We start from the raw sequence: 21,976 nt of genomic DNA, 5'->3' as shown, positions 1-21,976 counted from the left end.
AAGCAGTTCACTTATAATAGAAAGGGAAGAAATAGTGGTTGATGTAAATCGTTTTAAAAGTATGCAAATCACACTAGCTTCTCCAAGTAAAGTCCGTTCATGGTCTTATGGAGAAGTCAAAAAACCTGAAACAATCAATTACCGTACGTTGAAACCAGAACGTGAAGGACTCTTTGACGAAGTGATCTTTGGTCCTACAAAAGACTGGGAATGTGCTTGTGGTAAATACAAACGCATTCGTTACAGAGGGATTGTTTGTGACCGTTGTGGTGTTGAAGTAACGCGTACAAAAGTTCGTCGTGAACGTATGGGGCACATCGAGTTAAAAGCTCCTGTATCTCATATCTGGTATTTCAAGGGGATTCCAAGCCGTATGGGCTTGACCCTTGACATGAGTCCTCGTGCCCTCGAGGAAGTTATCTACTTTGCTGCTTACGTGGTGATTGATCCAAAAGATACACCACTTGAGCACAAGTCTATCATGACAGAGCGTGAATACCGTGAACGCTTGCGTGAGTTTGGTCATGGTTCATTCGTTGCCAAAATGGGTGCCGAAGCTATCCAAGACCTCTTGAAACAAGTAGATCTTGAAAAAGAAATTGCTGAACTCAAAGAAGAGTTGAAAACAGCTACTGGACAAAAACGTGTGAAAGCTATCCGTCGTTTAGATGTTTTGGATGCTTTCCACAAGTCTGGAAACAAGCCTGAATGGATGGTTCTTAACATCCTTCCAGTTATTCCACCAGATCTTCGTCCAATGTTGCAGTTGGATGGTGGCCGTTTTGCCTCATCTGACTTGAACGACCTTTACCGTCGTGTTATCAACCGTAACAATCGTTTGGCTCGTTTGCTTGAGTTGAACGCGCCAGGTATCATCGTTCAAAATGAGAAGCGTATGCTTCAAGAAGCGGTTGACGCTTTGATTGACAATGGCCGTCGTGGTCGTCCAATTACAGGACCAGGTAGCCGTCCGCTTAAATCATTGAGCCATATGCTCAAAGGGAAACAAGGACGCTTCCGTCAAAACTTGCTCGGTAAACGTGTTGACTTCTCAGGGCGTTCTGTTATTGCCGTTGGTCCAACTCTTAAGATGTACCAATGTGGTGTGCCACGTGAAATGGCGATTGAGCTCTTTAAACCATTCGTTATGCGTGAAATCGTAGCTCGCGATATCGTTCAAAACGTTAAAGCGGCTAAACGCTTGGTAGAACGTGGAGATGAACGTATCTGGGATATCCTCGAAGAAGTTATCAAAGAACACCCAGTACTTTTGAACCGCGCACCTACCCTTCACCGTTTGGGTATCCAAGCCTTTGAACCTGTCTTGATTGACGGTAAAGCCCTTCGCTTGCACCCGCTTGTCTGTGAAGCCTACAATGCCGACTTTGACGGTGACCAAATGGCCATCCACGTACCGCTTTCAGAAGAAGCCCAAGCAGAAGCTCGTATTTTGATGCTTGCTGCTGAGCATATCTTAAACCCTAAAGATGGGAAGCCAGTTGTTACTCCATCTCAGGACATGGTTTTGGGTAACTACTACTTGACTATGGAAGAAGCTGGTCGTGAAGGCGAAGGTATGGTCTTCAAGGACCGTGACGAAGCTGTCATGGCTTACCGTAATGGTTATGTTCACCTCCACTCACGTGTTGGTATCGCAACAGATAGCCTTAACAAACCATGGACAGAAGAGCAAAAACACAAAATCTTGCTTACAACTGTTGGTAAAATCCTCTTCAACGATATCATGCCAGAAGGACTACCTTACTTGCAAGAGCCAACAAATGCTAACTTGACAGAAGGTGTCCCGGCTAAGTACTTCTTGCCATTAGGTGGAAATATCAAGGAAGCTATTGAAGGGCTTGAACTCAACCCACCATTCAAGAAGAAAAACCTTGGAAATATCATCGCTGAAATCTTCAAACGTTTCCGTACGACAGAAACATCTGCCCTACTTGACCGTATGAAGAACCTCGGTTACCACCATTCAACTCTTGCAGGTTTGACAGTGGGTATTGCTGATATTCCAGTCGTTGAAGACAAGGCTGAAATCATCGAAGAATCACACAAACGTGTAGAACAAATCACAAAACAATTCCGTCGTGGTATGATCACAGACGATGAGCGCTACAATGCTGTTACAGCTGAATGGCGTGCGGCCCGTGAAAAACTCGAGAAACGTTTGGTTGCCAACCAAGATCCTAAGAACCCTATCGTTATGATGATGGACTCTGGAGCCCGTGGTAACATCTCAAACTTCTCACAGCTTGCCGGTATGCGTGGTCTGATGGCTGCTCCGAACGGACGTATCATGGAATTGCCAATCCTTTCAAACTTCCGCGAAGGTTTGTCAGTACTCGAAATGTTCTTCTCAACTCACGGTGCCCGTAAAGGTATGACCGATACGGCCCTTAAGACAGCCGACTCAGGTTACTTGACTCGTCGTTTGGTTGACGTTGCCCAAGACGTTATCATTCGTGAGGATGACTGTGGAACTGACCGTGGTCTCTTGATCCGCTCTATTACTGAAGGTAAAGAGATGATTGAGTCTCTCGAAGAACGTCTCAATGGTCGTTACACTAAGAAAACTGTTAAACACCCAGAAACTGGCGCTGTTATCATCGGTCCAAATGAATTGATTACAGAAGACAAGGCTCGTGAAATCGTCAATGCTGGTGTTGAAGAAGTGACTATCCGCTCAGTATTTACATGTAACACTCGTCATGGTGTTTGCCGTCACTGTTACGGTATCAACTTGGCGACTGGTGATGCGGTTGAAGTTGGTGAAGCAGTTGGTACAATCGCTGCCCAATCTATCGGGGAACCTGGTACACAGCTTACAATGCGTACCTTCCACACGGGTGGTGTTGCCTCAAATACCGATATCACTCAGGGTCTTCCTCGTGTCCAAGAAATCTTTGAAGCCCGCAATCCTAAAGGGGAAGCGGTCATCACAGAAGTCAAAGGGGAAGTTACAGCAATCGAAGAAGATGCTTCAACTCGTACTAAGAAAGTCTTCGTTAAAGGTGAAACTGGCGAAGGCGAATACGTGGTACCATTCACAGCACGTATGCGTGTAGAGGTTGGCGATCAAATCTCTCGTGGTGCAGCATTGACAGAAGGTTCTATCCAACCAAAACGTCTCCTTGCTGTACGTGATGTCTTGTCAGTTGAAACTTACCTCCTCGGTGAAGTACAAAAAGTATACCGTAGCCAAGGGGTAGAAATCGGTGACAAACACATCGAGGTTATGGTTCGTCAAATGATCCGCAAAGTCCGTGTCATGGATCCAGGTGATACAGACCTTCTCATGGGTACTCTCATGGATATCAACGACTTTACAGATGCCAACAAAGATGTTCTTATCGCAGGTGGTGTTCCAGCAACTGGTCGCCCAGTCCTTATGGGAATCACCAAAGCCTCACTTGAAACCAATAGTTTCTTGTCAGCAGCTTCCTTCCAGGAAACAACTCGTGTCCTTACAGACGCAGCTATCCGTGGTAAGAAAGACCATCTCCTTGGTCTCAAGGAAAATGTTATCATCGGTAAGATCATCCCAGCTGGTACTGGTATGGCTCGCTACCGTAACCTTGAACCACAAGCAGTCAACGAAGAATCCCTCCTTGCAGATTCACAAGAAGAGCAAGTAGATGCCCAAGTCGAGACTGTTGAAACAAGTGAATAAACCTATTTATCCAAAAGAGGGGCAATTCCCTCTTTTGGTGTGTATAGGAAATGAAATCGTAATGTATATTTTCTTGAAATAATAGTAAAAAAATGGAATAAATGTATATTGATTTCAACTTTCAAAACAATGAGCATAATGCTTGGTTTTTAAGTACAATAGTGCTAAAATAGGAGCGTTGCATGTTTGGGATTTTGTAAAAAACAATGCATAAATTATAACAATATATACACTCCCGAAAGGGTAATGGAGGTAAATCATGAAAAATGATCTGTTTAACGACCGAATTAGTCGATTCTCGATCCGTAAGCTTCATGTAGGAGTTTGCTCGGTCTTACTCGGAACGTTGGTAATGCTCGGAACTGCTACAGGTGTCGGAGCTGATGAAGTAACTGAAGAAAAACAAGCTGACGGAGTTGCAGCTACAACAGAAGTAGAGAAAACTGAAGCTCCTCTAACTACAGAAGCAGCACCTGCTAAAGAAGTAACTTATCAAGCAGAAGCAGCACCTGCAGTTTCTACTGAAGTTAAACCTGAGCTAAATAGCGACAATTTGGCAGCTTACGTTGCTGAAATTGAAGCAAACGTGGCAAATGGGAAATACAGCAACAAGACAGACGAGAGCGTTGAAATTCTTAAGGTAGGTCTTGCTAATGCTAAAAATGCACTTACTTCTGCTACAAGCCAAGCTGAACTTGACGCAGCTTACCAATCACTTGTAACTATTGTCAATTCTAAGCTTAAAAACAAAGAAAAAACTGTAGCCGAAGAAAAAGTAGCAGCTACTGAAAAGACAGAAGCCACTACAGGTAAACCTGCAGAAAACAATAAGCCAGCTGAAGGTACTAACGCAATCGCAAATACAGGGAAAAACGACCCTCGTAATGGGAAAGAGATTGACAAAAACACAGCCTTCCGTGCAGATACAGCGACAGCTACTGGTGTAGGAGCAGACGTTGTCGATGCAACTTCAACTCCAAAGGTTGAAAAACCAGGATATACAACAGACCTTGACGCAAAATCTTTGACTAGCCAGATTACATGGTTGGACTTTGGAGATGTAGCCAACTGGACAGGAACCACTACGACATTAGTACCTGCCGCCGAAACTAAACCAACTGAAAACTTACAAGAGAAAATGGCTCTTCAAGTTGGAGCTACCTATACTAAGGAAATCATGCCTGGATATGTGGTGACCATCAAAGTTAAGTCTTTGAAACCCTTCCAAGCAACTGAAATCTATAAGAAGCGACTAGAAAGCCAAGGAGCTACTGACGCAGAAAAAGCAACCTATGATCCAAATGCTCGAAACGGTTTTGTCAATAATTCAAGTTCACCTACTTCTAAGTTACATTTCAATAACGGTGATGAGGCCATGATTACCGCAGAGCCTCAAAATGGTTATACCGAAGTTAAACATGAAGGAATTGATACCAAAGCCAAGAAGACAACCATTGCTTCAGCGATAAATGGTGGAAATATTGGTGTGCAATTTGAAATTTCTGCCACCTTCCGTGGTAAAGTTGTTAAACCGGCTATTGTAATGGCTGATGGTGAGTCTGCCAACCCTGGTGAATTTGTTATGTTCACTACCAACGGACAAGGTTGGCAACATCTTGGAGAATGGAAAAAAGATTATAGAAGATATAGTGTACCGTACATGATACAAGATACGGATAATCTTTTTGGCCCTAACCCTACGACTACTATTAATGGTAAATCATTCTACGGAATTAACCTTAACCAACTTCGCGGGTCTAATCAAGTTGGCCCAGATAAGAAACCAGTCGCTTGGAAGTATTTTGGGAACCCTGACCAAGTAACTGGTGGTCTTGGGACTGGTGTCTTTGGGCCAAATATTTCTGCAGGCGATTCCTCTGTTCCCCTTGTTATGACGCGTGGAGCATCTGAAGTGGGACTTTACATCGCTTCGGGTGGTAAACAGTCTGCTATGCTAGGGTTCTTCCCACTTGATGAAGGGGATGCTCCTGAGTCATACGGTAAGGCAGTTCATACCATTGCAACTGTTGACGGTGTTACTGGAGCTAAAGTAAATCAACCGTATCTTGGTAATGTGAGCCCAGATATGGATGAAAACACTACTCAAGACTGGTTCGGTGATGATAAGGCAACTACGGCCGATGAAGGAATTAACCAATTGCTTCCAGATGAACTCAAAGGTACAACCAATGAGATGATTAAGATGGATCGTACACGCCCAGGTAACTACAAAATGTCAATTCAAGCTCATACGGATGGAGCTTCAGAAGCACATATCTATGGTTGGGTAGACTTTAACCAAAATGGTAAATTCGATGAGGATGAACGCTCAAATCTCGCTACAATCACACAAGATGGCACTGTTGAGTTGACCTTTGCAAACAGCAAGACTTACGTCGACCCAAGCGTTAAAGAGTTAGGTGCTCGTGTTCGTATCGCTAAGAAAGCGAACGAGATCGAAAGCCCAACTGGCATGGCCTTCTCAGGTGAAGTAGAAGACTTCAAGACTCAAATCACCCACCCACCAAAAGGAGAATTTAAGGAAACAAGTGGCCCTCAAGGTACGAAACAATCAGCAACTGTAACCTTTACAGCACGTGGAGAACATAAGTTTGAACGTGATTCTACTGCTATTATTGATGAAACTGTAGAACCATACATTGTTGACAAAGATGGCAACCGAGCAACCCTTGACGCAGACGGTTACTATGTCGTTCAAGGACAAGGTAAGTACAAGATTACTGCTAAAGGTAAAGATGTAGATGTTGAGTTTATTCCTGAGGACAACTTCCTAGGAACAGCTGATGGTATCTCTATCCGTCGTTCAGATAATAATGGTTATGATACTGGTTGGTCAACAAAATTCCCAGACCAAGAAGCAAACGTTAATGGTCAGTTGAATACCATGGATGGTCTTTACATCCCAACAGTTACTCCGATTGAAATCGAAGGGGTTGACAAAACATCTAAAGATATTCAAGGTGCAACTCAAAAAGAAACACCTACCTTTAATACAACAGCTTCTAACTCAGCTGGTGATAAGATTGTTATTGCTCCAAGCACGGACTATCCTGCTAAGTTGGTAGATCCAGCAACAGGTCTTACTACTGATGCGACATCTGTAACAGTAGCAGGAGAAGGGACTTACACTATTAATCCTACAACTGGTGAAGTAACCTTCACTCCAGAACCAAGCTTTACTGGTACAGCCAAAGGTGTGGAAGTTACATTGTCAGCGCCAGTTGGACGAAATAAAGACGGTCAGATTCAAAAAGAGTACATTAAGACTGCTACAGCTAAGTACACACCAACTGTAGTAGGAGTAACACCAACCGCAACACCAGCAGAAACAAAAGATATTCAAGGTGCAACTCAAACAGGTAAGCCTGAATTCAAGGGTGGTACAGTTGAAGTTAACGGTGTTGAAAAGACTGTTCCAATCAACGAAGATGTTCCAGCAACATTTGACGATGGTTCAACAACTAAGACTGTTGAAGGTGTTGGTAAATTTACAGTTGCAGCAGATGGAACAGTAACATTCGTTCCAGAACCAAACTTTGTAGGAACTGCCCCAGCAGTGACAGTTGTCCGCGAAGATAAGAACGGAACAAAAGCATCAGCGACATACACACCAACAGTTGTAGGAGTAACACCAACCGCAACACCAGCAGAAACAAAAGATATTCAAGGTGCAACTCAAACAGGTAAGCCTGAATTCAAGGGTGGTACAGTTGAAGTTAACGGCGTTGAGAAGACTGTTCCAATCAACGAAGATGTTCCAGCAACATTTGATGATGGATCAACAACTAAGACTGTTGAAGGTGTTGGTAAATTTACAGTTGCAGCAGATGGAACAGTAACATTTGTCCCAGAAAAATCATTCGTTGGAACTGCACCAGCTGTGACAGTTGTCCGCGAAGATAAGAACGGAACAAAAGTATCAGCGACATACACCCCAACAGTAACTCCTGTTAAACCAACAGCTGAAGATGCAACATCAACTGACAAACAAGGTCAAGAACAAACAGGTAAACCTAACTTTACAGAAGGTAACCCAAGCGTACCAATGGATGATGATGTTCCAGCAACCTTCGAAGATGGTTCAACAACTAAGGTAATTCCAGGTGAAGGTACATACACAGTAGCACCAGATGGAACAGTAACATTTGTTCCAGAAAAATCATTCACAGGTAAAGGAACAGGTGTGACTGTTAAACGTGTTGACAAGAACGGTACGCCAGTAACGGCTAAGTACACTCCAACAGTAACACCAGTAACACCGACAGCGACACCTGATGAATCAGTAGCCCCTCAAGGTGTAGTTCAAACTGGTACTGTAACCTTCACAGAAGGTGATCCAGTTGCACCAATCGACAAAGATACCATTACTCTTCTTGACGAAAATGGTCAACCTGCTGCTTCTGTAGATGCTAAATCTCCAAGTGGTGAAGTTATTGGTACTTTCACAGTTGATAAAGAAACAGGTGTTGTAACCTTTACACCAACTGATAAGTCATACTCAGGTGAAGTAGTTCCAGTTAAAGTTCAAGCTAAGGATGCCAACGGCACTCCAGCTGAAACAACATACACACCTAAGATTACTCCAGTTGTTCCAACAGCTGATCCTACAACATCTACTGATATTCAAGGTAAAACACAAACAGGTAAACCAACATTCACACCAGGTAACCCAGATGTACCGATGGATGATGATACACCTGCAACCTTCGAAGATGGTTCAACAACTAAGGTAATTCCAGGCGAAGGAACATACACAGTAGCTCCAGACGGAACAGTTACATTTGTACCAGAAAAATCATTCACAGGAACAGGAACAGGCGTGACTGTTAAACGTGTAGACAAGAATGGTACACCAGTGACAGCTAAGTACACACCAACTGTAACCCCAGTAACACCAACAGCGGAACCAGCAACATCAACAGATATTCAAGGTCAAACACAAACAGGTAAACCTAACTTTACAGAAGGTAACCCAAGTGTACCAATGGATGATGATACGCCAGCAACATTCGAAGATGGTTCAACAACTAAGGTAATTCCAGGTGAGGGAACTTACACAGTAGCCCCAGACGGAACAGTTACATTTGTACCAGAAAAATCATTCACAGGAACAGGAACAGGCGTGACTGTTAAACGTGTAGACAAGAATGGTACACCAGTTACAGCTAAGTACACACCAACTGTAACTCCAGTAACACCAACAGCAGAACCTGTTACATCTATTGGACCAAAAGGTAAAGAACAATCTGGCAAACCAACATTCAAGGAAGGCGATAGCCGTGTGCCTATGAATGATGATGTTCCAGCTACATTTGAAGATGGTTCAACAACTAAGACTGTTGAAGGAGTCGGTACATACACGGTAGCTCCAGATGGAACAGTAACCTTTAAACCAGAACCAGAATTTACTGGAACTGCTCCATCAGTGACAGTTGTGCGTGAAGATATGAACGGAACAAAAGCTTCTGCAACATACACCCCAACTGTAACCCCAGTTACTACGTTTGTAGACAAAGATGGTAAACCAATTCCAGGTAACCCAACAGAAGACGGTGAACAACCTAAGAAAGATATCCCAGGTTACCGCTTCGTAGAGACTAAGAAACTTCCAAACGGTGACACAGAACATGTCTACGAAAAAGTGAAGACTAGTCACAAGGATAAAGACGGAAATGAAATTCCAGGATATCCAACCGAGGATGGAGAACAACCTAAGAAAGATATTCCAGGATACCGCTTCGTAGAGACTAAGAAATTGCCAAACGGCGATACAGAACATGTCTACGAAAAGATCACAACAACTCATGTTGACGAAAACGGAAACCCAATTCCAGGATATCCAACCGAGGATGGAGAACAACCTAAGAAAGATATTCCAGGTTACGAGTTTGTGAAGACAGTTGTCGATAAAGATGGTAATGTCCAACACATTTACAAGAAGAAAGTGACACCAGCACCAACGCCAGCACCAACGCCAACGCCAGCACCAACGCCAACGCCAGCACCAACGCCAGCACCAACGCCAGCGCCAGCGCCAACGCCAGCACCAACTCCAAAACCAGCATCAGTGCCAGTTAAACCAACTACACCAGCTCCAGAAGCTCATACAGTAGAAACTAAGGAAGATGCTCCTCAATTGCCAAATACTGGTACTGAAGATCATGCTAGCCTTGCTGCTCTTGGTTTAGTAGGTGTCTTGAGTGGATTTGGACTTATCGCTCGTAAAAAGAAAGAAGACTAATCAACTCTGTAAAGTAGTGAGAAAGTCACCTTTCTAATTAAAAACTAGTGCATCCAAGGATGTACTAGTTTTTTTATCTCTTAGCTGCTTGTCTAAAGGATAGAACTATGCTACAATCTTGTAAAGCAAACAAGGAAGTCAAACGATGAAAAGTGAATATCAAAAAATGATTGCGGGAGAACCTTATCACCCGTTCGATCCAGAACTTCGTGCTCTAGCACAAACAGCACGACAAAAGCAAGCAGCATTTAATGAAGAAGTCGATCCAGTAAAAGGTATGGAAATCATCAAGGGATGGTTTGGCTCAACTGGTGAAAATCTCTATGTCAATACTCGTTTGGTGGTGGATTATGGTGTCAATATTCATTTGGGAGAAAATTTTTATTCTAATTGGAATTTAACCATGTTGGATGTTTGTCCAATTACCATCGGTGACAATGCCATGATTGGTCCTAACTGCCAATTTTTAACACCCCTTCATCCCCTGGATCCGGACGAACGAAATTCTGGGATAGAATTTGGTAAGCCTATCACGATTGGTAAGAATTTCTGGGCAGGTGGTGGTGTCATTGTCCTACCGGGTGTTACTTTAGGTGATAATGTTGTTGCAGGAGCAGGAGCAGTTATTACTAAGTCGTTTGGTGACAATGTAGTCCTTGCAGGAAATCCAGCACGAGTTATCAAGGAAATTCCAGTTAAAGAAAACTAAAGGAACAGCTTTGGCTGTTCTTTTTATTTGTAAATGATGTTTACTTATCATTAGTGCTGAGTAGGTTTAAGAAAATTTTCAGAAAAAATTTAGGTTATTTTTAGGGAATTTCTATAGAATGATACTAAGTAAAATGAAGATGAGGAAACTAGTATGAAAACAAAAAAATGGACTTTCTTATTAACGACGATTGCTACTCTGTCTCTGGTGACGGCATGTGCCCAGTCAACATCAAATACAACAACTAGCAATACCGCAACAACCACCACATCAACTACAAAGGCTAAGAAAACCAGCTATTTTACGGATAAAGACTATGATACTTCTTACGATGAAAAGACGGCATCAACTGTAACTCTGTCAGGGGCATCTGCAACTGTTTCTGGTGACGGAGTTGCCGTATCAGATTCTACCGTCACAATTTCTAAGTCAGGAACCTATGTGATTTCTGGACAATCTGATGGTGTTCAAATCAAGATTGAGGCTGAAAAAACAGATGATGTGCATCTCGTACTAAACGGTGTGACTATGACCAATACCAATGCTACTATTTCTGCAAAATCAGCGGGTCATGTTTACTTAACGCTAGCAGATGGGACAACCAATAGCCTATCAGATTCTGCTACTAATAGTGATGAAAAAGCGGATGCAGCGTTATTCTCTAAAGTAGATTTGACCATCAATGGTAAAGGTACCCTCAATGTAGATGGTAAGAAAAATAACGGTATTAAAGCAAATGATACGCTTCATATCACAGGTGGGACTTATAATATCACAGCAGTCGGAGATGCCTTTAATGTCAATGATGAACTTAACATTACTGGTACTACCATGACCGTCGATGCCAAGGAGGACGGCGTCAAGGTAGACAATGATGACGATACATCTGTCGGAACCATGTATCTCTCTGATAATACTATCACTGTTACTGCAGGTGATGATGGTATTCATGCATCAGGTGATTTGGTTATCGATAGCGGAACCTACACAGTTAAGAATTCTACAGAAGGGCTTGAAGGTAAGTCAATCACTATCAACGGTGGAGACATTACTATCTATTCAACAGATGATGGGGTCAATGCGGCCAACAAAAACTCCCAACAAAGTGAAATTTTCTTCACCATGAATGGTGGGAACTTGACTGTTGAAGTTGGTCAAGGGGACACAGATCCGATTGACTCAAATGGTAATATCACTGTCACAGGTGGAACTATTAAGATGACTGGTCAAACAGGATTTGACTTTGATGGAACAGCTAGCTATACAGGTGGAGATATCTACCTCAATGGTGAAAAACAAACTGAGATTGTCAATTCGATACCTGGTGGAGGTGGACCTCAAGGAAATGGAGGCCCTGGTGGACGACCATAAAAGAAAATCTCCTTTCTCGAAAGAGAAGGGAGATTTTCTTATGTTATTAGGACGAGAAAGAATTATTCTCCGTCTTTTTTAAAGATGTTTTTTACGCCAGATACTGCACCTTCGACAGCTTCTTTTGCATCTTCAGCAACTTCTTTAGCTTTTGAAGCTACCTTTTCTGCAGCTCCTTCTGCTTGAGTTTTTGTATCGCCAGTTAGTTTACCAAAACCTTCTTTAACAGAACCTTTAGCTTGGTTGAATTTTTCTTCGATTGACATGGGGGATACCTCCGTTAATTTTTTGTATTATCTAAATTACATTAGATATTAATTTAAGTATATACCCTTTTATGCTAAAAAGCAAAAAACTGATACGAAAGGCATCAGTTTATTTTTTTAATAGGTTACAACATTCAATTGACCTTTATCATATTCAGCAATAAAGATATTTGAGACTTCTTCGAAACCTTCTTCTTTCAATTTCTCAGTTAGCCACTCCTCTGATTTACCGATGGTCTCTAAGATTTCTACTTGGACTACACCATCTGTAATGATTGGGTATTTGGGATTCTCATCTCCCATTCGAACGATTATGAGTTGGCCATTTTGTTCGATGACGGCTCTTTTGACTTCTTTCAATTGGAAGACCCCTTGAGAGCGCAACTTAAGAGCGACGTCAGAAGCAGAAAGGCCTTTTGAGCGACAAGCTTCTGGATCTAATTTTCCGTTTTTTATGATAATAGTTGGTTTTCCATCAATCAGATGTTTGATGAAGTAAACATTGGTATTAAGCCATTTGAGTGACAGAATCAAAATCGTCCAGATGATGAGGATGACGACATATTGAAGGATGGTAATCGAGCTATTGTAGATGACCCCGCCGATAATACCCCCGAGAACAAAGTTCTGTATTTGGTCTACTGCAGAACTTGGCGCTAAATTTCCTTTTCCTGTTACGTTAATAACAAAAACAAGAGAAAGAAGCCCCCAGGCCAATTTAATTGCAATTGTAGCAAAAAAGCTTATCATTTTTCAACCTCCACCAGTTCTACATCTGTTTTATATAAGTCCATTTTTTCAAGTAAATAGCTATCTTGGTCAGTCCCGCTAATGGCGCGATAAAAATTGTCGCCAACCTTAATAATAGCTCCATCAGTAGTAGCTGAAGTATTGACATAAATATCTTTTTTATCAATACCTAACTCTTTTGATACAATCTCGATGAAGTGTAAGGAACTACGAAATTGATTATCATTGGATTGGCTGTTTTGAAAATTCGTAATGCTAATCAATACAAAAGCAATTAACGTCAAAATAGAAATGAGCGATAATTCACGGAACTTACTCCCTCTTTTATCTTTGAAAGCCTTAAATGCAAAGAATCCAGTCACAATCACTAAGAGCGTCGACACAATAATCATGACCCAATCCTGTTGACTGATTTGGCTTAGAACATAGTCATATGAATAGAATTTCATAAGATTTCTCCCTTTTTCAAATTCAATCTATTATAAACTAATTCCTAAGATATAGCAATTTTATTAGTAGGGAAAAAGCATTTAATTGTTGTTTACTATTTAAGATAAGTTTTTCTCTCATCTTGACTTTCGTTTGGCTTTTGTTATAATAGTACAAATTTAGAGGAGGTGTTCTATGATTCAAAAACACGCTATTCCTATTTTAGAGTTTGATGATAATCCTCAGGCAGTCATCATGCCCAATCATGAAGGCTTGGATTTACAGTTACCAAAGAAGTGCATCTATGCATTTTTGGAAGAAGAGATTGACCGCTATGCTCAGGAAGTAGAAGCAGATTGCGTAGGGGAGTTTGTTTCTGCCACTAAGACCTACCCGGTTTATGTCATGGACTACAAAGGTGAGAAAGTGTGTCTAGCCCAAGCTCCTGTAGGTTCTGCCCCTGCGGCCCAGTTTATGGATTGGTTGATTGGCTATGGTGTGGAGAAAATCATCTCTACTGGCACTTGTGGCGTGTTAGCGAATATAGAAGAAAATGCCTTTCTGGTTCCAGTCCGAGCCCTGCGTGATGAAGGAACTAGTTACCATTATGCGTCACCTTCTCGTTATATGGATGTACATATAGAAGCGGTTTCTGCCATCGAGCAAGTCTTGGAACAACTAGGCATTCCTTATGAAGAGGTCATGACTTGGTCGACAGATGGTTTTTACCGAGAAACGGCTGAAAAAGTTGCCTATCGTAAGGAAGAAGGCTGTGCAGTTGTGGAGATGGAGTGTGCAGCTCTTGCAGCAGTTGCCCAGCTTCGAGGAGTCGTTTGGGGACAACTTCTGTTTACAGCCGACTCTCTAGCGGATTTAGAAAATTATGATAGCCGCGATTGGGGTTCAGAAGCTTTTGACAAGGCCTTAGAACTCTGTCTTGAAATCGTTAGTCATATGTGACTGCTTTAACTGTTTTATGGTACAATGTAACTATGTTATTCAAATCATTTTCGGAAAAAATAAACACGACCTTGGGGCGTTTATCACCTGCTCGTCGAATTTTTTAAGTTTTGCTTTGGTTATTTTCGCAGGCTCTCTCCTTTTGAGTCTGCCATTTGTGCAAGCAACAAGCTCCCAAGCGACCTATTTCGACCATCTCTTTACAGCAGTATCCATGGTCTGTGTGACAGGACTCTTTACTCAACCAGTAGCTACCACATATAACATCTGGGGGCAGTTAATCTGTATGTTTTTAATCCAGATTGGTGGTTTGGGTCTCATGACCTTTATAGGGGTCTTTTATATTCAAAGCAAGCAAAAGCTAAGTCTTCGTAGCCGTGAAACAATTCTGGAGAGCTTTAGTTATGGAGAAACTCAGTCTTTAATGGTTTTCATACGTTCGATTTTCTTGACGACTTTTATCGTTGAAGGACTCGGAGCCTTCCTGTTAAGTTTTCGTTTTGTTCCGGAATTTGGTTGGGGCCGAGGGATTTTCACCTCTATCTTTGTAGCTATTTCAGCTTTCTGTAATGCTGGTTTTGATAATTTTGGCAGTACAAGTTTAGTAGCTTTTCAAACTGATCCTTTGATTAATCTAGTGCTTGCTGCTTTGATCATCACAGGTGGTCTAGGGTTCATGGTTTGGTTTGACCTGGCCACGCAGTTGAGCAAGAAAAAACGTCGGCTTCGCTTCCATACCAAGTTGGTTCTCTTCCTGACAGCTGGAATTTTATTTACTGGAACAGTTTCAACCCTCTTGATAGAGTGGAACAATCCGGGAACGATTGGCAATCTCAGTATCCCTGATAAATTGCTAGTCAGTTTTTTCCAAACAGTTAGCATGAGAACGGCAGGTTTTGCTTCTATTGATTACACCCAGGCTCGGCCTGTTACACTACTGATTTATATTTTACAAATGTTTCTCGGTGGGGCGCCTGGTGGAACAGCAGGGGGACTTAAAATCACAACCTTCTTTGTCTTATTAGTATTTGCACGCAGTGAACTTTTAGGATTACCCCATGCCAATGTAGCTCGGAGAACAATTTTACCTCGGACAGTCCAAAAATCATTCAGTGTCTTTATTATCTTCTTGCTAACTTTCTTGCTGGGATTGATCCTGTTAGGGGTAACCGCAGAAGGGAATCCGCGCTTTATCTACATCATGTTCGAGACAATTTCAGCGCTTGCCACGGTCGGAGTGACTGCCAATCTGACACCAGAGTTAGGTAGATTAGCTCTTAGCATTATCATGCTACTGATGTTTATCGGACGAATTGGGCCGCTGACGCTATTAGTTAGTTTGGCTGAGTATCAACCAGATAAGAAAGATATGATCCACTATATGAAAGCAGATATTACCATAGGATAAGAAAGGATAAACTATGTCAGATCGGACAATTGGAATTTTAGGTTTGGGAATTTTTGGGAGCAGTGTTCTCGCGGCTCTTGCTAAGCATGATGTAAATATAATCGCCATTGATGACCATGAGGAGCGAATCAATCAGTTCGAACCAGTCTTGGTACGTGGAGTTGTTGGAGATATTACCGATGAAGAGCTCTTGCTCTCAGCAGGAATTGATACCTGCGATACAGTTGTGGTGGCAACTGGGGAAAATTTAGAATCTAGTGTGCTTGCAGTCATGCATTGCAAGAGTCTAGGAGTATCAACTGTTATTGCTAAGGTTAAAAGCCATACAGCAAAAAAAGTCCTTGAAAAAATTGGCGCAGATTCAGTCATCTCACCAGAGTTTGAAATGGGGCGCTCATTGGCACAGACTATTTTATTTAATAACAGCGTTGATGTTTTTCAGTTGGACAAAAATGTCTCTATTGTTGAGATGAAAATTCCACAATCGTGGGCAGGTAAGAGTCTAAGTGAACTTGATCTTCGAGGACAATACAATCTCAATATTCTTGGTTTTCGTGACTATGAAAATGCTCCTCTAGACGTTCAGTTTGGTCCAGATGATCAATTGAAAGCTGATGGCTATATGATGGCAGTAATCAATAACCAATATTTAGATAATCTAGCACACCTCAATGATTAAAAGAGAAATGACCATTCTTTTTTCTAGTGACTATTGAGTCAATATAAGTATTTTATAAGAAGGATTTAAGAAAAATTTTAACTTTTTCTTAATCCTTTTTAATTTTAGGAGATTATACTAGAGTCATCAAAAAAAGAAAACTCTAAGGAGAATCCTATGAAATTCAATCCAAATCAGAGATATACTCGTTGGTCTATTCGCCGCCTCAGTGTCGGTGTTGCTTCAGTTGTTGTGGCTAGTGGCTTCTTTGTCCTAGTTGGTCAACCAAGTTCTGCACGTGCTGATGTCGTCAATCCGACTCCTGCCCAAGTCGTGTCAAACGACGCCTCAGTGAGTGAAAAGGGCGACCTATCAGCAGAGGTTCTAGATAAAGCAGTAGATGTAGATCTTTCTTCAGAACAGTCTGTTCCAACACCTCAAGCAAGTGTGGATACGACAAGTTCTTCAGAAAAAGCGGACGAAACTGCTAAAGAGCCAGTAGTAGCACCAAAAGAAGAAGTGCAAGCACAACCTGACTCTAAGAAACCAACAGAAGATGCAGTTAAACCTGTGGAAGATCCTATGTCTACAGCTTCTGGACAAGACCGCGAAGCCAGTGAAGTGCAACCAGCGACCACTCCAGCTGAAGTGCAAAAGGGTGTGGTCGACAACACCAAAGATACAGTAGATGTCCCAGCTAGCTACCTTGACAAAGCCAATTTCCCAGGACCATTTACAGCCGGCGTCAATCAAGTCATTCCATACGAATTCTTCGCTGGTGATGGTATGTTGACCCGCCTTATCTTGAAATCCTCTGATAAGGCTCCATGGTCAGACAATGGCTCAGCTAAAAATCCCGCCCTCCCACCAGTAGAGAAATTGGGCAAAGGTCTCTACTTCTATGAAGTGGATTTAGCTGGCACTCAAGGCAAATCAGATAAAGAGCTACTTGACCTCTTAAAACAAAACGGCACTCAAAGTTATAAAGCTACTATTAAAGTGTACGGTGCGAAAGACGGCAAAGCTGACTTAACAAATCTTGTGGCGACTAAGGATTTGGATGTTAATTTGAATGGCTTGACCACTCCAGTTGAAGTGCAAAAGGGTGTGGCCGACAACACCAAAGATACAGTAGATGTCCCAGCTTCTTACTTGGATAGAGCTAATTTCCCAGGACCATTTACAGCTGGTGTCAACCAAGTCATTCCATATGAGTTCTTTGCTGGTGATGGGATGTTGACTCGCCTTATCTTGAAAGCATCCGATAAGGCTCCATGGTCAGACAACGGAACGGCTAAAAATCCTGCTCTCCCACCAGTAGAGAAATTGGGGAAAGGCCTTTACTTCTATGAAGTGGATTTGGCAGGTACTCAAGGTAAATCAGATAAAGAGCTTCTTAACTTCTTGAAACAAAATGGAACTCAAAGTTATAAAGCTACGATTAAAGTGTACGGTGTGAAAGATGGCAAGGCCGATTTGACTAACCTAGTAGCGACTAAAGATTTGACTGTTAATTTGAATGGCTTGACCACACCAAATCAGGTTAAAGAGTCTGTTGTTAACAATGTCAAAGATATGATTGATGTTCCAGCTAGCTACCTTGATAAGGCTATGGTTCCTGGACCTTTCTTGGCCGGTGTCAACCAAGTTATTCCATACGAAGCTTTTGGTGGAGATGGTATGTTGACTCGCCTCTTGTTAAAAGCCTCAGACAAAGCCCCTTGGTCAGACAATGGAATGGATAAAAATCCTGCTTTATTGCCACTTGAAGGCTTGGCTAAAGGCCAATATTTCTACGAAGTGGATTTGAATGGCAATACGGTTGGCAAAGATGGTCAGGCCTTGCTGGAGCAACTTCGAGCTAACGGAACCCATACGTATCTAGCTACTGTTAAAGTCTATGGCGCTAAAGACGGCAAACCTGATTTGACCAATCTGATTGCTACTCGTCAAGTAACGATTCAGCTTCGTGGAAAAGAAATGGCGACAATACCATCTCAACAAGGTCAGATGAATACGAAGCCTTCTGAAACAGGCTCTACAGGTACGACTGAGGGTATGATGGGTACAAATCACCATATGTCAGATATGAAAGTAGATCAACCAGCTTCTAGCCCAATGGCTAATATGATGAAAAAAGATGATAAAGCGACGCTACCAAATACTGGTGAAGCTCAAACGGCTACAGCTGGACTTGGAATCCTTGGCCTAGCCTTGGCAGGTTTTGTTGGATTTTTGGGTTGGAAAACCAAAAGAGAAGATTAAGGTTCAAATCATTTAAACATTAGAGAAAATAGTGTTATACTAAAGCAAGTATAACACTGTTTTTGTCAAAGGAGTGTCAGATGAAAAAGACAATTTTGTTGGTTGATGATGAGATAGATATTCTAGATATTCAAAATCGCTATCTTTTACAGGCAGGTTACGATGTTTTAGTTGCCCATAACGGTAAGGAAGGATTAGAACTTTTTAGAAAAAAATCTATCGATCTCATTATCACAGATATCATGATGCCTAATATGGACGGTTATGATTTTATCAGCGAAGTTCAGTATATTGCTCCTGATCAACCCTTTCTCTTTACAACTGCTAAGACAAGCGAACAGGATAAGATTTATGGATTAAGTTTGGGAGCGGATGATTTTATAGCTAAACCGTTTAGCCCACGGGAATTGGTTTTGAGAGTGAATAATATCTTGCGCCGCCTTAGTCGTGGCGGAGAGATCGAGCAGATTGAGTTTGGTGACTTAGTGATCAACCATGTGACTCATGAGGTTCGCATTGGAGAACGGCCTTTGGAATTGACAGTGAAATCTTTTGAACTTCTATGGATATTAGCCAGCAATCCTGAGAGAGTCTTTTCAAAGACTGAACTTTACGAGAAGGTATGGCAAGAGGACTATGTGGATGATACCAATACACTCAATGTTCATATTCATGCTTTGAGACAAGAGTTGAGTAAGTATACGAATTTAAACACTCCTGCTATCAAAACTGTTTGGGGATTGGGCTATAAGATGGAAAGACCGAGAGGTAAAAAATGAAATTAAAAAGCTATATTTTAGTGGGGTATCTAGTTTCGACTCTACTAACGATTTTGGTCGTTTTCTGGGCAGTCCAACGAATGTTGATTGAGAAAAGTGAAGTTTACTTTCTGGTTGGAATGACCTTGATTGCTAGTTTCATTGGCGCTGCAGTGAGCATCTTTCTTTTGTCACCTGTTTTTTCTTCTCTAAAACATTTGAAAAAACAAGCTCAGAATATAGCTGGCAAAGATTTCAGCACAGAAATTGAAACCAAAGGGCCGATAGAATTTCAAGAGTTAGGCCAAGCTTTTAATGACATGTCCCACAATTTACAAGATACCTTTCAATCACTTGATGAGAGTGAGCAAGAAAAGAGAATGATGATTGCTCAGCTCTCTCACGATATTAAAACTCCGATTACCTCCATTCAGGTTACTGTGGAAGGAATTCTAGATGGAGTAATCAAGGAAGAGGAACGACTCCATTACTTAACCACGATTGGTCGCCAAACCGAGCGTTTAAACAAGCTAGTCGAAGAATTGGATGTTTTGACTCTTAACGCTCAGCCTCAAGATATAGCTGACGAAGAAGTCGAAGATGTGTTTTTAGATCAGCTGTTGATTGAGTCGATGAGTGAATTTCAACTTCAGATTGAACAAGAGGAGCGAGATGTCTACATTCAAGTAAAGCCTGAGTCTGCGAAATTCAAGAGTTATTATGACAAACTCTCTCGTATTCTAGTCAATTTGTTAAACAATGCATTTAAATATTCAGAACCTGGAACTAGGATTGAAGTTCTTGCTCAATTAACAGAAGAAGAGCTCATAATCAGTGTAAAAGACGAGGGTCAAGGTATTCTTCCTGAAGATTTGGAAAAAATTTTTAACCGACTGTATCGTGTAGAAACGTCGCGTAATATGAAAACAGGTGGCCATGGATTAGGACTTGCGATTGCGCGAGAGCTAGCTCATCAACTAGGTGGTGAAATAACAGCAAAAAGCCTGCATGGTTTAGGAAGTACGTTTACATTTCATCTTAATTTGAAATAAAACTAAAAAATTTTCTTTACAAATGTAGTATTTCATGGTACAATAGCCATTGTGTGAAATAGCAGCAGGAAAGCATGAAGCTCGTCAACAGGTGTCTTATAACAAGTAACCTTGGCTGTTTAGGCGAAGGGCATCTGCACGAATCAGGGCTTTCTAAGTGACTATTTCCGCCGAAATTATATCTATATTAGGAGGACATACACATGTCACGTTATACAGGACCATCTTGGAAACAAGCTCGTCGCCTTGGCCTTTCACTTACAGGTACAGGTAAAGAATTGGCACGTCGTAACTACGTGCCAGGACAACACGGACCAAACAACCGTTCTAAATTGTCAGAATACGGTTTGCAATTGGCTGAAAAACAAAAACTTCGTTTCACTTACGGAGTAGGTGAAAAACAATTCCGTAACTTGTTCGTACAAGCTACAAAAATCAAGGGCGGAATCCTAGGTTTCAACTTCATGCTTCTTTTGGAACGTCGTTTGGATAACGTAGTTTACCGTCTTGGTCTTGCGACTACTCGTCGTCAAGCTCGTCAATTCGTAAACCACGGTCACATCCTTGTTGACGGAAAACGTGTTGATATCCCATCATACCGCGTAACTCCAGGTCAAGTAATCTCAGTTCGCGAAAAATCATTGAAAGTTCCAGCGATCCTTGAAGCAGTTGAAGCTACTCTTGGACGTCCAGCATTCGTATCATTCGATGCTGAAAAATTGGAAGGTTCATTGACTCGTTTGCCAGAACGTGATGAAATCAACCCAGAAATCAACGAAGCACTTATCGTTGAATTCTACAACAAAATGCTTTAAGATAAGATTTTATATTGTAAGAAGCCTACAACAGTGGGCTTTTTTCTTTGTAAAAACAAAAAATAAGAAAAAATTATCTCAAGTTCTTGACAAGATTCTAAAAGTAGGTATAATAGAAAGAGTTGAAAAAGCTCAGGTCCGTTGGTCAAGGGGTTAAGACACCGCCTTTTCACGGCGGTAACACGGGTTCGAATCCCGTACGGACTATGGGTGTATCGCGGTTGATGGAAATAGGATTTAAAAAAAGTTAAAAAACCTGTTGACAGAGAAAAGTGACTGTGATATACTAATATAGTTGTCGCAAGCGCGACAAAGACCTTTGAAAACTGAACAAGACGAACCAATGTGCAGGGCACTATAACTTAAGGTTGTAGTACTGAACAATGAAAAAACAATAAATCTGTCAGTGACAGAAATGAGTGAGAACTCAAACTTTTAATGAGAGTTTGATCCTGGCTCAGGACGAACGCTGGCGGCGTGCCTAATACATGCAAGTAGAACGCTGAAGGAGGAGCTTGCTCTTCTGGATGAGTTGCGAACGGGTTGAGTAACGCGTAGGTAACCTGCCTGGTAGCGGGGGATAACTATTGG

The 21,976-nt window shown here is 41.7% G+C and carries 13 protein-coding genes, 1 tRNA gene, 1 rRNA gene and 1 pseudogene; 13 read left to right on the top strand and 3 right to left on the bottom strand.

Annotated elements, in window-relative coordinates; all coding sequences use genetic code 11:
- The first annotated feature begins 34 nt into the window (after window positions 1–34).
- The 4 genes from rpoC to SPAR10_RS10245 all read left to right on the top strand — a co-directional run bounded on the left by rpoC (window position 35) and on the right by SPAR10_RS10245 (window position 12,024).
- Window positions 35–3,682 carry a DNA-directed RNA polymerase subunit beta' gene (gene rpoC / locus SPAR10_RS10260; protein ID WP_004254004.1) on the top strand — a complete coding sequence of 1,216 codons (3,648 nt, stop codon included), beginning with the start codon at window positions 35–37 and terminating at the stop codon, window positions 3,680–3,682.
- Window positions 3,683–3,941: 259 nt separating this feature from the next.
- Entirely contained in the window at window positions 3,942–9,944 is a 6,003-nt protein-coding gene (locus tag SPAR10_RS10255) for a CshA/CshB family fibrillar adhesin-related protein (RefSeq protein WP_025170586.1), read from the top strand.
- Between the two features lie 145 nt (window positions 9,945–10,089).
- A complete protein-coding gene (locus SPAR10_RS10250; protein WP_004254001.1) occupies window positions 10,090–10,653 on the top strand; it encodes a sugar O-acetyltransferase in 564 nt (187 codons plus the stop codon).
- A gap of 153 nt (window positions 10,654–10,806) precedes the next feature.
- Window positions 10,807–12,024 (top strand): carbohydrate-binding domain-containing protein, encoded by a 1,218-nt coding sequence (locus SPAR10_RS10245; RefSeq protein WP_004253999.1) that lies wholly within the window; start codon window positions 10,807–10,809, stop codon window positions 12,022–12,024.
- 62 nt (window positions 12,025–12,086) lie between these two features.
- On the opposite strand, the gene SPAR10_RS10240 is transcribed toward SPAR10_RS10245, so the two are convergent.
- From SPAR10_RS10240 to SPAR10_RS10230, 3 genes are all read right to left on the bottom strand, one after another.
- The gene (locus tag SPAR10_RS10240; protein WP_000020982.1) at window positions 12,087–12,290 is read right to left on the bottom strand and encodes a CsbD family protein; all 204 of its coding nucleotides are present in this window, start codon (window positions 12,288–12,290) and stop codon (window positions 12,087–12,089) included.
- 117 nt (window positions 12,291–12,407) lie between these two features.
- Window positions 12,408–13,040, bottom strand: a complete 633-nt coding sequence (locus SPAR10_RS10235; protein WP_004253997.1) for a DUF421 domain-containing protein — start codon at window positions 13,038–13,040, stop codon at window positions 12,408–12,410.
- On the bottom strand, window positions 13,037–13,489 hold the full coding sequence (locus SPAR10_RS10230; protein WP_004253995.1) for a DUF3290 family protein: 453 nt from the start codon (window positions 13,487–13,489) through the stop codon (window positions 13,037–13,039). The genes SPAR10_RS10235 and SPAR10_RS10230 overlap by 4 nt, the downstream gene beginning before the upstream one ends.
- Before the next feature lie 175 nt (window positions 13,490–13,664).
- On the opposite strand from SPAR10_RS10230, the gene SPAR10_RS10225 reads away from it, so the two are divergent.
- From SPAR10_RS10225 to SPAR10_RS0102140, 9 genes and pseudogenes are all read left to right on the top strand, one after another.
- On the top strand, window positions 13,665–14,429 hold the full coding sequence (locus tag SPAR10_RS10225; protein ID WP_004253993.1) for a nucleoside phosphorylase: 765 nt from the start codon (window positions 13,665–13,667) through the stop codon (window positions 14,427–14,429).
- Window positions 14,430–14,461: 32 nt separating this feature from the next.
- Window positions 14,462–15,837: pseudogene (locus tag SPAR10_RS10220) on the top strand (TrkH family potassium uptake protein).
- A 13-nt stretch (window positions 15,838–15,850) separates the two neighbouring features.
- The gene (locus tag SPAR10_RS10215; protein ID WP_004253989.1) at window positions 15,851–16,516 is read left to right on the top strand and encodes a potassium channel family protein; all 666 of its coding nucleotides are present in this window, start codon (window positions 15,851–15,853) and stop codon (window positions 16,514–16,516) included.
- A gap of 156 nt (window positions 16,517–16,672) precedes the next feature.
- On the top strand, window positions 16,673–18,760 hold the full coding sequence (locus tag SPAR10_RS10210; protein WP_004253987.1) for an SSURE domain-containing protein: 2,088 nt from the start codon (window positions 16,673–16,675) through the stop codon (window positions 18,758–18,760).
- Window positions 18,761–18,840: 80 nt separating this feature from the next.
- On the top strand, window positions 18,841–19,539 hold the full coding sequence (locus SPAR10_RS10205) for a response regulator transcription factor (protein WP_004253985.1): 699 nt from the start codon (window positions 18,841–18,843) through the stop codon (window positions 19,537–19,539).
- On the top strand, window positions 19,536–20,570 hold the full coding sequence (locus SPAR10_RS10200) for a sensor histidine kinase (RefSeq protein WP_004253983.1): 1,035 nt from the start codon (window positions 19,536–19,538) through the stop codon (window positions 20,568–20,570). Before SPAR10_RS10205 ends, SPAR10_RS10200 begins: the two co-directional genes overlap by 4 nt.
- Before the next feature lie 203 nt (window positions 20,571–20,773).
- Window positions 20,774–21,385: a 30S ribosomal protein S4 gene (gene rpsD / locus SPAR10_RS10195; RefSeq protein ID WP_004253981.1), complete on the top strand. Its 612-nt coding sequence runs from the start codon at window positions 20,774–20,776 to the stop codon at window positions 21,383–21,385.
- Between the two features lie 135 nt (window positions 21,386–21,520).
- Window positions 21,521–21,592: transfer RNA gene (locus tag SPAR10_RS10190), tRNA-Glu, on the top strand.
- Between the two features lie 227 nt (window positions 21,593–21,819).
- A 16S ribosomal RNA gene (locus SPAR10_RS0102140) occupies window positions 21,820–21,976 on the top strand; the annotation flags it as partial.

Origin of the sequence: Streptococcus infantis SPAR10 (genome assembly GCF_000279535.1) — a bacterium.
Taxonomy (GTDB): domain Bacteria; phylum Bacillota; class Bacilli; order Lactobacillales; family Streptococcaceae; genus Streptococcus; species Streptococcus infantis_I.
Note: the sequence above shows the minus strand (reverse complement) of the source record. Positions and strands in the feature narration are given on the sequence as shown.